This is a genomic window from Agreia sp. PsM10 (genome assembly GCF_030433855.1).
Taxonomy (GTDB): domain Bacteria; phylum Actinomycetota; class Actinomycetes; order Actinomycetales; family Microbacteriaceae; genus Agreia.
The window spans coordinates 41,683-53,683 of sequence record NZ_JARUXC010000005.1 but is presented as its reverse complement, the minus strand read 5'-3'; the positions used below and the strand labels follow the sequence as shown (position 1 = coordinate 53,683).

The following is a 12,001-nucleotide window of genomic DNA, read 5'->3' as shown; positions in this document are numbered from 1 at the left end:
AAAGGATCGGCGCCGTGCCTAACAACGTCTTCGAGGAAACCCGCGCCGAGGCCGTGCAGGTGCGCAACGAGCCGATCCAGGCCCGCAGCTCCGACCGCATCGCCGCCCTGCTCGACGCCGCCGCGGCCGTGGTCGACGAGGTGGGCATCGAGCGCCTCACGACCGCCCTCGTCGCCGATCGCGCCGAAGCATCCATCGGCACCGTCTACCGCTACTTCCCCGACCGCATCGCGGTGCTGACCGCCCTCGGCACGCGCAGCGTCGAGCGCTTCCTCCGCCAGTTCGAGGCAGACCTGGCCGAGAAGAAGCCCGCCGGGTGGGTCGACGCCGTCGTCGTGTCGATCGGCACCTCCGTGGCGATGCACCGTGGCGAGGTGGGCTTCACCTCCATCCGTCTCGGCGACCTCGTCTCCTCTCCCGAGACCGACGTGTCGCGCATCAAGTCGCACCGCATCGCCCAGACCCTGCGCGACGTGCTGGTCGACAACTACGGAATGCCGCAGGACGCCGCCCTGCTCACGCGTCTCGAGATCGCGGTCACCGTCATGGACGCCCTTCTTGTGCGCGCGTTCATGCTCGGGGGCACCGGCGACGAGACGATCATCGGCGAGTGCGAGCAGATCGTTCGCGACTACCTCACGGGGCATTACGAGAGCGACTCTCAGACCGTCTGACGTGCGATCGGCTGCACCTTAGCCTGCCGGACACAATTCGTCATGCCCAACGGGTGTGCTTTGCCTATCGCGGCGCTCCGTGTTTGGCTGGTCATACACGCGTGCACTCGGGCGCGCCAGACGAACGGGCCAAGACATGATCGAGTTCCGTCAGGTGTCGAAGCAGTTCCCCGACGGCACACTCGCCGTCGATGACTTCAGCCTCGTCATCCCCTCGCGCAAGACGACGGTCTTCGTGGGCTCCTCGGGCTGTGGCAAGACCACCATCCTCCGCATGATCAACCGCATGATCGACCGCACTTCGGGCTCGATCGAGATCGACGGCGAAGACATCGTCGGACTCGACAAGGTGAAGCTCCGTCGGCGCATCGGTTACGTCATGCAGAATTCCGGCCTGCTGCCCCACCGCAAGGTCATCGACAACGTGGCGACCGTGCCCCTGCTCAACGGCGTGCCGAAGAAGCAGGCTCACGAACGCGCACTCGAGCTGCTCGACACGGTCGGCCTCGATCGTTCGCTCGCGAACCGCTACCCGAGCCAGCTCTCGGGCGGGCAGCAGCAGCGTGTGGGCGTCGCGCGCGGGCTCGCGGCCGACCCGAACATCCTGCTCATGGACGAGCCTTTCGGCGCGGTCGACCCCCTGGTGCGCGCCGAACTGCAGCAGGAGCTCATCCGCCTGCAGCGCGAACTCGACAAGACCGTCGTCTTCGTCACCCACGACATCGACGAGGCCTTCCTCCTGGGCGACCAGGTCGTCATCCTGCAGAAGGGCGGCGTCATCGTGCAGAAGGGGTCTCCCACCGAGATCCTCAGTGCCCCCGCGAACGACTTCGTGGCCGACTTCATCGGGGCGACGAAGGGCAAGCGGGCGCTGCACATCGACCGGCGGGACGGCCGCGAAATCGTGCTCGACAGCGAGGGTCGCGCGGCCGGAGTGCTGGTGGACGGCCCGACCGGCGGCAGCAAAGACGCACCCGCATGAACTGGATCATCGAGAACCTGCCCCTCATCGGCCAGCGCACCCTCGAGCATCTCGCCCTCAGCATCCCGCCCATCGTCTTGAGCTTCGTGCTCTCGGTGCCGCTCGGCTGGCTGGCAAACCGCTACCGCCCGAGCCGCGGCGTGCTGCTCACCGTGCTCGGCCTGCTGTACGCGATTCCGTCGCTTCCCCTGCTCATCGTTCTTCCGATCATCCTCGGAACCGGCGCGAGGGACTCGATCAACGTCGTCGTCGCGCTCACCCTCTACGGCATCGCGCTGATGGTGCGCACCACGTCGGATGCGCTCGGCTCGGTCTCGTCGGACATCAGCCAGTCGGCCACCGCGATGGGATTCTCGCCCTGGACGCGCTTCTGGAAGGTCGATCTCCCGTTGGCGGGGCCGGTGCTGCTCGCCGGCATCCGTGTCGTGGCGGTCAGCACCGTCAGCCTGGTGACCGTCGGCGCGGTCCTCGGCATCAAGAGCCTCGGGCTGCTCTTCACCGACGGGTTGCAGCGCAACATCGTGGCGGAGGTGTTGGCCGGCATGGTCGCCACCATCGCGCTGGCCCTGCTGATCGACGCCGTGCTCGTGCTCATCGGCAGACTGGTCATGCCGTGGACGCGGGCGACACGCGTCGCTTCGACACGCCGCGCACGTCTGACCGCAGAGGCGGCCGCATCGTGAACCTCCTCGTCGAGGCATTCGCCTGGATATTCGATCCCGCGCATCTCGGAGGACCGAACGGTATCCCGATCCGTCTCGTGCAGCACCTCACGATCAGTCTCGTCGTGCTGGTGATCTCGAGCGTGATCGCGATCCCGCTGGGATACCTCATCGGCCACACCGGCCGCGGCCGGAGCCTCGCCGTGAGCCTGACCGGTGGGTTCAGGGCGCTCCCGACCCTCGGACTGCTCATCGTTCTCGCGCTCTGGCTCGGAATCGGGGTGGAGGCCCCCGTTATCGCACTGGTGGTGCTGGCGGTCCCACCGATCCTGGCCGGCGCCTACTCCGGTTTCGAGGCGATCGATCGTCGCACGATCGACTCGGCCAGGGCTGTCGGAATGACGGAGTGGCAGATCGTGCGCAAGGTCGAGGTGCCGCTGGGCCTTCCGTTGTTGATCGGCGGCCTCCGCTCGGCGACCTTGCAGATCATTGCGACGGCGACTCTCGCCGACTACGTGGGTGCCGGCGGGCTGGGACGGTTCATCTTCGTGGGCCTGAAGTCCAATGACTATCCGCAGATGCTCGCGGGTTCCCTTCTCGTGATCGCGCTCGCATTGCTCAGCGAGGGAATCTTCGCGATCATCCAGAAGTTGGTCGTACCACGCGGCGTCGTCGCGAACCAGAACACAGATGTCCGCACGTCGTCACCCCGACGCGTCGCGGTGGTGGGGTCTCCCACCGAAGAGAGGAAATAACGATGTTCACAGCAAACATTAGGAAGGGCCGGATCGCCGCAGGCGTTATCGCGGTCGGTGCCGTGGTGGCACTGGCAGGGTGCGCAACGAGCGATCCGCTGGACGCCGGATCGAGTGACTCGGCCAGCACCGACTCCATCGTCATCGGTTCGCAGGACTACTACTCGAGCGAGATCATCGCCGAGATCTACGCCCAGGCGCTCGAGGCCAACGACTACACCGTCGATCGCCAGTTCCGCATCGGCCAGCGCGAGGTCTACCTGCCCGAGATCGAGGCCGGCAAGATCGACCTGTTCCCCGAGTACACCGGCAGCCTGCTGCAGGCGCTCGAGCCCGACACGACGGCCACGACGAGCGACGACGTCTACACCGCGCTCGAGTCGGCCCTGCCCGAGGGCCTTCGCGTGCTCGACAAGTCGGAGGCGTCCGACCAGAACTCCTACACGGTCACCGAGGCCTATGCCTCCGAGAACAACCTCACCGACATCGCGTCGCTCAAGAACGTGACGACGCCGATCGTCGTCGGCGGCAACGCCGAACTCGAGACCCGTCCCTACGGTCCCGCCACGCTGAAGGAGAAGTACGGCATCGATACGACGTTCCAGTCGATCGAGGACTCCGGCGGACCGCTGACCGTGAAAGCGCTCGTCGACAACACGATCCAGCTGGGCAACATCTACACGGCCGACCCCAACATCAAGTCCAACAACCTCGTGGCCCTCACCGACCCCGACGGACTGTTCGTGGCCGACAATGTCGTTCCCGTCGCATCGACCAAGGTCGACGACAAGGCGGCCGACATCATCAATAAGGTCAGCGCGGCTCTGACGGAAGACGATCTGGTCGAGCTCAACTCGCAGAGCGTCAACGACCAGAAGTCCGCCGAGGTCATCGCGAAGGCCTGGCTCGACGACAAGAAGCTCTTCTAGTCGCCGATCTTTGAGTGAACGGGCCCGTCGACCTCGGTCGGCGGGCCCGTTCTCATTCCCGTTCCGGCGCGGGTTCCTTCTCGGGCGCGTCGTCCATGTGCCGCTCCTCGCCGCGGGCGATGAGCTTCTTCACCACGATCACCACGATCACGAACACCACGATGACCCCGACGAAGATGTACCCGGCGAAGTGCAGTTGGTCCGCCAGTTCCCTGTATCCGCCCGCGGCTGCCGACCCGGCGGTGACGTAGGCGAACGACCAGAGGACGCATGCGGGCAGCGTCCACGCGATGAAGCGTCGATAGGCCATCGTGCTCATGCCCACGGTGACGGGGATCAGCGAGTGAAGCACGGGCAGGAAGCGCGACAGGAACACGGCGATGCCGCCGCGGCGATCGAGGTAGCGCTCCGCGCGCTGCCAGTGCCGTTCGCCGATGCGCCTGCCGAGGCGGGAATGACGGATGCGCGGTCCGAAGTAGCGACCGAGCATGAACCCGATGCTCTCGCCCGCGAGGGCGCCGAGAATCGATGCGAGGGCGAGAGCGAAATACTGCACGGGACCCTGCACACCGGTCGCCGTGACGAGCAGCACGGTGTCTCCGGGCACGATGAGACCGAGCAGGATGCTCGTCTCGAGAAGCATGGCGACACCGGCGATGAGGGTGCGCCAGACGGGGTCGACACTCGACACCGTGTCCAGGATCCAGCTGAGAATCTCGTTCACGCCTCGAGCCTATGACCTGGGCGTCGATAGCGGCTGGGCATGCGCCGGTCTAGAACAGGGTGACGAGCACGGCGACCGGCGCCGCGACGAGAGCGACGCCCATGCCGAGCACGAGCGCGCGGGCCGCGGGGGAGAGGGGTCCCGGCGGGGAGATGAGGCGTGACACCCGCGCCCCGAGCGTCTCAGGGTCGGCCTCGGGCACGATCTCGTCGGATGCGACGGGTGCAGACGCCGGGTCTCCGTCGCGCCAGGGCGACCCGACGATCGCGATCGCCGTGGCGAGGGACGCATCGTCGACCTCGCGCCGTGCGTCGTCGTCGGCGAGCATCTCGACGAGCGTGGCGACCGCCTTCTCGGCCCGATTCGCGATGGGAAACCAGGGCAGGGCGATGTTCCACGCCTTGAAGGCGAGCAGCACGAGGTGATGGTACTGGCGCAGGTGGGCCCGCTCGTGGGCCAGCACCGCGCGCAGTTGTGCGGCATCCAGAACCCGCACGAGCCCTTCGGTGAGCACGGTGATCGAGCGCACCCCGGGCAGGCAGTAGGCCACGGGGGCGGGGAAGTCGAGCATGCGCGTTCCCGGGCTGCCCTGCACCGGAGAGCTCAGCAGGGCGATCAGTGCCCTGTGCCGCCGACGCTCGCGCGCGGTGCTGACCGCGGTCGTGGCGAGGCTCAGCACGAGATGGGCTCCGAGCACCACGGCTCCGGCCAGCGAGACGATCTGCAGTGCGCCGGTCTGCGAGGGGAGGGGGCCGTCGAGCAGGTGGCCCGACAGCAGGGTGGATGCGACGCCCGCGTCGTTCTCGAACGGCGTCAGTCCGAACGCGAGCAGGGCGCCGATCATCGACAGGCCCCCGGCGAGCGCGATGGCCTGCCAGAGCGCGAGTGCCGTGCCGGGCGCGCGGGCGGGCCACGCGGCCCTCGACAGCGCGATGGGAACGGGCCACGCCAAGGCGAGGGCGAGGATCGCGAGCCCGGTCCAGGCTCCGAGCACGGCTAGTTCCCGGTGCCGCGGGATGCGAGCAGTCGGCGAAGAGTCTCGGCCTCGGTCGGCGAGACGCTTCCGACGAAACGGGCCAGCGCGTCGTCTCGATCGGGTGCCAGTTGCAGCACCTCGTGCATGAGCTCGGCCGTGTGCTCCGATCGCGAGTTGACCGCGTGGTAGCGGTGCGGCCTCGTGGCGCGGGTGCGCGAGACGAACCCTTTGCTCTCGAGCCGTGAAAGCACGGTGAGGAGGGTGGTGGTGGCGAGTTCGCGTCGTTTCGCCGGGGCCTCGGCGGCCACCAGTCGTTCACCGAGCTCGGGTGCGGAGAGGCCGTCGGGCGATTCCCAGAGTGCGTTCATGACGGAACGCTCGAGGACGCCGAGAGTGATCATGGATCCAGACTACCTTTTCGTTCGAGTATGTTCTACGCTCTGTAGAAGAAGGATTTCTACGTTGTGTAGAAGTCTACTTCCGAAGGGGAATCCCAGATGAACGAGTGGCTCGATCCACTTCTCCTGTCGCGCTGGCAGTTCGGTCTCACGACGGTGTATCACTTCTTGTTCGTGCCGCTCACGATCGGCCTTGCGCTCACCGTCGCGCTCTTTCAGACGGCGTGGGTTCGCACCGACAAGGAGAAGTACCTCCAACTGACGAAGTTCTTCGGCAAGCTCTTCCTCATCAACTTCGCCATGGGCGTCGTCACGGGCATCGTGCAGGAGTTCCAGTTCGGCATGAACTGGTCCGACTATTCGAGATTCGTCGGAGACGTCTTCGGTGCGCCACTGGCGATGGAGGGGCTGCTGGCCTTCTTCTTCGAGGCGACGTTCATCGGACTGTGGATCTTCGGCTGGGACAAGCTTCCCCGGGGCCTGCACCTCGCCACGATCTGGGCGACGACCATCGGCAGCATTCTCTCGGCCTACTTCATCATCGCGGCCAACGCATTCATGCAGAACCCGGTCGGCTTCCAGATGAACGAGGAGAAAGGGCGCGCAGAGCTGACCGACATCTGGGCCCTGCTCACGAACAAGGTGGCGCTCGCGGCGTTCCCGCACACGATCTTCGCCTGTTTCATGGTGGCTGCGGGCCTCATCGTCACGGTGGCCGCCTGGCACCTCTCACGCAACCAGCACCTCGACACGATGCGACCGGCCCTCAAGTTCGGCCTGTGGATGATGATGATCGCCGGAGCGCTCACCGTCTTCACCGGCGACTCGCTGGGCCTCGCCATGGTGCAGACCCAGCCCATGAAGATGGCGGCGGCCGAGGCGATGTACACGACGTCGACGGGAGCCGACGCCTCGTTCAGCATCTTCACGCTCGGAACGCCGGACGGATCGAGCGAACTGTTCTCGATCCGCATCCCGTACCTGCTCTCATTCCTGTCGACGCACACGTTCGACGGCACGGTCGAGGGCATCAACGACCTGCAGGCCCAGTATGTGCAGCTATACGGCCCCGGCGACTACACGCCGACCATCTGGGTCACCTACTGGGCGTTCCGCTGGATGATCGCCCTCGGCGTGCTGCACGTCTTCACCGCGTTCGTCGGACTGGTCCTGACCCGCAAGAAGAGCGTCTTCGGCGCCAAGACCCTGTCCGGCCGCTGGTCGAAGTGGGTGTGGAAGGCTGCGATCTGGGCGTTCCCGCTCTCGCTCGGCGCCATGATCATGGGCTGGATCTTCACCGAGATGGGCCGCCAGCCCTGGCTCGTCTTCGGCCTGCTCAAGACGGCCGACGGAGTGTCGCCGAATGTCTCAGGACTCGAGGTGCTGATCTCGCTGATCGCCTTCACCCTGATCTACGGCACGCTCGCCGTGGTCGAGTTCAAGCTCATCAAGAAGGCCGCCCAGAAGGGTCCGGACGATCTGCCGCAGCCCGACCCGGAGACCGGCGTCCGCCGAGTAGAAACGACGGTGTACTGACCATGGACCTTCCCACCCTCTGGTTCGGAATCATCGCATTCCTCTTCATCGGCTACTTCGTTCTCGACGGCTTCGACTTCGGCGTCGGCATGTCCATCCCCTTCCTCGGCAAGGACGATGTCGACCGCCGCGTGATCATCAACACGATCGGGCCGATCTGGGATCTCAACGAGACGTGGCTGATCGTCGCCGGAGCCGCGATGTTCGCGGCGTTCCCCGAGTGGTACGCCACGCTGTTCTCCGGCTTCTACCTCGCCCTGCTGGTGATCCTGCTGTCGCTGATCCTGCGCGGCGTCTCGTTCGAGTACCGGCACCAGCGGCCCGAGGCCTCGTGGAAGCGTCGCTTCGACGCCATGATCGTGATCGGTTCGGCTGTTCCCGCATTCCTGTGGGGGGTGGCCTTCGGCAACATCATTCGCGGGGTGCCCCTCGATGACGGTTTCAACTACACAGGTACCTTCTTCGACCTGCTGAACCCGTATGCGCTGCTCGCAGGCCTCACCACGCTGCTGCTGTTCTTCACCCACGGAACGATCTTCGTCTCGCTCAAGACGGACGGCGCCCTGCGGCAGAGAGCGCGCAGACTGGCGACACGATCCGGCATCCTGACCATCGTCGTCGCGGCATCCTTCCTGCTCTGGACGACCCTGGCATACGGCAGCTTCTTCTCCGCGGTGCTGTCGGCGGTCGCCGCGGTCACCCTCATCGCAGCCGTGCTCGCGAATTCCCGCGGCAGGGAGGGCGCAGCCTTCGCCTCGATGGCCGCGACCGTCGCGTTCGCCGTGCTGAGCCTCTTCCTGTCGCTGTTCCCCGATGTGATGCCGGCGTCGAACGATCCCGCCAACAGCCTGAATATCGTGAACGCCTCATCGACGCCGTACACCCTCCAGGTGATGAGCTGGATCTCCCTCATCGCGCTTCCCCTGATCCTCGCCTACCAGGGCTGGACCTACTGGGTGTTCCGCAAGCGGGTGACCCGTGCGCACATCGAGGGTGCACAGGCGGCACACTAGACGAGTGAAACCTCTCGACCCCCGGCTGCTCGCCTACGCCCGGGCGGCCCGGGCATTCCTGGCGGCGGGCGCGGTGATCGGCCTGGCCCAGACGGCCTGCATCGTCGCGTTCGCCTGGCTCCTGAGCCAGACGATCGTGCGCGCCATCGCCGGCGAGAGTCTGGCCGCGCTGACGCCGACGATCGTCGCGCTCGCGGGCGTCGTGGTCGCACGGGCCGCGCTGCTCTGGCTCGCCGAGGTCACCAGCACCCGCGGGGCCGCGCGGGTCAAGAGCCAGCTGCGCGCTCGCGTCCTCCGAGCCGTCGTCGACCTCGGACCGGGGTGGATGGCCGGGCGCAACGCCACGTCGGTCGCCACCGTCACCGGACCAGGCCTCGACGCCCTCGACACCTACTTCTCCCGCTACCTTCCCCAGCTCATCCTCACGGCCATCGCCACGCCGGTCGTCGTGCTGGTCATCTTCCTGCAGGACTGGCCCAGCGCCCTCGGGGTCGTTCTGACCCTGCCGATCATCCCCGTCTTCATGATCCTGATCGGCTGGGCGACCCAGACCGTGCAGAAGACGCAGTGGCAGTTGCTCACAAGGCTGTCCACGGGATTCCTCGACATCGTGGGTGGTCTCTCGACGCTGACGCTCTTCGGACGGGCCGAACGCCAGGCCGGGCGCATCCGGGATGTCACCGAGCAGTATCGCGTTCAGACCATGAAGGTGCTGCGCGTGTCGTTCCTCAGCGGATTCGTGCTCGAGCTCGTTTCGAGCCTCGCGGTGGCCGTCGTCGCGGTGTCGGTGGGCCTCCGGCTGATCGACGGGTCGCTCGGCCTCTCCGTCGGACTGTTCGTGCTGCTCCTCGCGCCCGAGGCGTTCCTTCCGCTCAGGCAGGTGGGCATCCAGTTCCACGCCGCGGCCGACGGGGTCGCGGCCGCCGACGACGTGTTCGACATCCTCGATGCAGCGGCAGCGGCAGCGAACAAAGGTGTCGTCGATCCGGAGGACGAGCTCGACGGCACCGTCGGCCCGCACCCGGGCCATCTTCAGGAGCCCCGGTCGTCCCGGTCGCTCGTGCTCTCCGGCTTCGGTGCGGGCTACGACGGCCGTGCGGTGATCGGTCCCATCGATGCGGAGTTCGCCCCCGGAAGGCTGACGGCCGTCATGGGCCCCTCCGGCGTGGGCAAGTCCACCCTCGTCGCCGCCCTGCTGGGATTCGTTCCGCACACCGGTCGCGCGACGCTGGGCGGCGACGAGATCGCACCGGGGGACACGGGTCTCGACTGGGTCTCGTGGTGCGGCCAGCGCCCGGGGCTCATGGCGGGCTCGGTGCTCGAGAACGTGACCCTGGGCAGCGCCGCCCCCGATCGGGCCCGAGCGGCGCGCGCCCTCGAGATCGCCGCCGCAGACGAGATCGACCTCGATCGACCGCTCGGCGTGGCCGGTGCCGGACTGTCGGGCGGGCAGGCGCAGCGCGTCGCGATAGCGCGGGCCGTCTACCGGGCCCTCGAGCGGCGGTCGTCCGTGCTCGTGCTCGACGAGCCGAGCTCGGCCCTCGACGACCAGACCGAGGCGCGGCTGGTGCGGGGGCTCGAAGGCCTCGTCGAGAGCACGGGTCTGGCCCTGATCGTCGTGACGCACCGCGAGGCGATCGCCCGCGCCGCGGACGGCATCCTCGCGCTCGAGCCCGCAACGATGGTGGCCTGATGCGCACGACAGAGGTGCTGCGCCTCGCACAGCCGCGGGCGCGCCGATTCGCCCCGGGTGCGCTGCTCGGCCTGCTCAGCGCCCTCTGCGCCGTCGGACTGATCGCCACCTCGGCCTACCTGATCACCCGGGCGGCCGAGATGCCGCCGATCCTCTACCTCAACATGGCGATCGTCGGGGTGCGGGCCTTCGCGCTGGGCAGGGCGGGCTTCCGCTACGCGGAGCGTCTCGCCAGCCACGACGCGGCGTTCCGCACCCTGGCCACGCTCCGCGTCGGCATCTACGAACGCCTCGTTCCGCTGGCGCCCGACGGCCTGTCGGGCACCCGGCGCGGAGACCTGCTGACCCGCCTCACGGCCGACGTCGACGAGCTGCAGAACCTGCCCCTGCGCGTCGTGCAGCCCCTGCTCATCTCGGGCGCGGTCGCCGCCACCAGCGTGGTCACGGTCTGGATACTCCTGCCGGCGGCCGGCATCGCCCTCCTCGTCGCCCTCCTGCTGGCCGCCCTCGTCGGCACGGTGGTCAACAGCGTCATCGCGGCACGGTCGGAGCGGTCGATCGCGCCGCTCCGGGGCGCCTTCGCAGACGAGGTGCTCGACACCGTCGTCAACCTCGACGTGCTCACCGCGTTCGACGCGACCGGCTCCCGCCTGGCCGCCGTCGAGACCGCCGACCGTCGATTGACCCGCGCCGTGCTCTCGAGCGCCGCCGGCTCGGGGGTCGCCACGGGCATTCTGTCGCTTCTCGCCGGTGCCGCGAGCGTCGCGGCCCTCCTGGTCGGCATCCCCGCGCTGGCAACGCCCGGTTTCAACGGACCGGTGCTGGCGATCATCGCCCTCGTGCCCATCGCGGTCTTCGAGGTCGTGTCGAGTGTGCCCCTCGCCCTCGCTGCCCTGCGTCAGGTGCGTTCGAGCGCCGAGCGGGTCGCCTCCGTCGTTCCCGACACCGTGCCCCCAGAGATTCCCGTCGACGGGCCTGCCGTCGACACCCGCACCGCCGAGCCGACGGGCACGGTCATCGAACTCCGGGGCGTCTCGGCCACGTGGCCGCAGGCGGCATCGCCGGCGATCCGGGGAGTCGACCTCACCATCTCGCCGGGCGACCGCATCCTGGTCACGGGGGCGAGCGGCTCGGGAAAGACCACGCTCGCGCACGTGCTCGTGCGGTTCCTCGAGTTCGAGGGCTCCTACAGCCTGGGCGGCGTCGACGTGCGCAGCCTGCCGCTCGTCGACGTGCGCCGGGTCGTCGGGCTGTCCGAGCAGATCCCGTACCTGTTCGACGAGTCGATCCGGCAGAACCTGCTCTTCGCCCGCGACGATGCGAGCGACACCGAGCTGCTCGCGGTTCTCCAGAGGGTCGGGCTGTCGGAATGGGTCGAGGGTCGAGGTGGTCTGGATGCCCGGGTCGGCGAGCGCGGCTCGCTCGTCTCGGGGGGCCAGGCCCAGCGCATCGCCCTGGCACGAGCCCTCCTCGCCGACTTCCCCGTGCTCGTGCTCGACGAGCCCACGGCCAACGTCGACCCCGACCGGGCCGACGCGCTCATCGCCGACCTGCTGGCGGCATCCACCGACCCCGACGGTCGCCGGGCCGTCGTGATCATCAGCCACCTGCCGGTGCCCGGCCACCTCATCACCTCGCACCTGCGACTGGGCTGAGTCC

The 12,001-nt window shown here is 67.8% G+C and carries 12 protein-coding genes; 9 read left to right on the top strand and 3 right to left on the bottom strand.

The features are described 5' to 3' along the window. Positions 1-14 precede the first annotated feature (14 nt). The 5 genes from QCD70_RS07815 to QCD70_RS07795 all read left to right on the top strand — a co-directional run bounded on the left by QCD70_RS07815 (position 15) and on the right by QCD70_RS07795 (position 4,002). Positions 15-674, top strand: coding sequence for a TetR/AcrR family transcriptional regulator (locus tag QCD70_RS07815; protein ID WP_301214826.1), 660 nt, complete (start codon positions 15-17; stop codon positions 672-674). 136 nt (positions 675-810) lie between these two features. Next, a complete protein-coding gene (locus QCD70_RS07810) occupies positions 811-1,656 on the top strand; it encodes an ABC transporter ATP-binding protein (RefSeq protein ID WP_301214824.1) in 846 nt (281 codons plus the stop codon). Then, entirely contained in the window at positions 1,653-2,339 is a 687-nt protein-coding gene (locus QCD70_RS07805; RefSeq protein ID WP_301214822.1) for an ABC transporter permease, read from the top strand. Before QCD70_RS07810 ends, QCD70_RS07805 begins: the two co-directional genes overlap by 4 nt. Next, a complete protein-coding gene (locus tag QCD70_RS07800; RefSeq protein ID WP_301214820.1) occupies positions 2,336-3,073 on the top strand; it encodes an ABC transporter permease in 738 nt (245 codons plus the stop codon). The genes QCD70_RS07805 and QCD70_RS07800 overlap by 4 nt, the downstream gene beginning before the upstream one ends. 2 nt (positions 3,074-3,075) lie before the next feature. Beyond that, complete coding sequence (locus tag QCD70_RS07795) at positions 3,076-4,002, top strand: ABC transporter substrate-binding protein (RefSeq protein WP_301214818.1); 927 nt, start codon at positions 3,076-3,078, stop codon at positions 4,000-4,002. A 52-nt stretch (positions 4,003-4,054) separates the two neighbouring features. Here QCD70_RS07795 and QCD70_RS07790 read toward each other — a convergent pair whose 3' ends face one another. From QCD70_RS07790 to QCD70_RS07780, 3 genes are read right to left on the bottom strand one after another with little or no spacing between them, the layout of a single operon-like run. Next, positions 4,055-4,726, bottom strand: a complete 672-nt coding sequence (locus QCD70_RS07790; protein WP_301214816.1) for a DedA family protein — start codon at positions 4,724-4,726, stop codon at positions 4,055-4,057. A 49-nt stretch (positions 4,727-4,775) separates the two neighbouring features. Next, positions 4,776-5,720, bottom strand: coding sequence for a M56 family metallopeptidase (locus tag QCD70_RS07785; protein ID WP_301214814.1), 945 nt, complete (start codon positions 5,718-5,720; stop codon positions 4,776-4,778). Positions 5,721-5,722: 2 nt separating this feature from the next. After that, positions 5,723-6,103, bottom strand: a complete 381-nt coding sequence (locus QCD70_RS07780; protein ID WP_301214812.1) for a BlaI/MecI/CopY family transcriptional regulator — start codon at positions 6,101-6,103, stop codon at positions 5,723-5,725. Positions 6,104-6,199: 96 nt separating this feature from the next. Here QCD70_RS07780 and QCD70_RS07775 point away from each other — a divergent pair, with 96 nt between their 5' ends. The 4 genes from QCD70_RS07775 to cydC are packed head-to-tail and all read left to right on the top strand — an operon-like array spanning position 6,200 to position 11,997. Further along, entirely contained in the window at positions 6,200-7,636 is a 1,437-nt protein-coding gene (locus tag QCD70_RS07775) for a cytochrome ubiquinol oxidase subunit I (protein WP_301214810.1), read from the top strand. Between the two features lie 2 nt (positions 7,637-7,638). Next, positions 7,639-8,649 (top strand): cytochrome d ubiquinol oxidase subunit II, encoded by a 1,011-nt coding sequence (gene cydB, locus QCD70_RS07770; RefSeq protein ID WP_301214808.1) that lies wholly within the window; start codon positions 7,639-7,641, stop codon positions 8,647-8,649. A gap of 4 nt (positions 8,650-8,653) precedes the next feature. Then, positions 8,654-10,342: a thiol reductant ABC exporter subunit CydD gene (gene cydD, locus QCD70_RS07765; protein ID WP_301214806.1), complete on the top strand. Its 1,689-nt coding sequence runs from the start codon at positions 8,654-8,656 to the stop codon at positions 10,340-10,342. Further along, positions 10,342-11,997: a thiol reductant ABC exporter subunit CydC gene (gene cydC / locus QCD70_RS07760; RefSeq protein WP_301214804.1), complete on the top strand. Its 1,656-nt coding sequence runs from the start codon at positions 10,342-10,344 to the stop codon at positions 11,995-11,997. The genes cydD and cydC overlap by 1 nt, the downstream gene beginning before the upstream one ends. Positions 11,998-12,001: the final 4 nt, after the last annotated feature.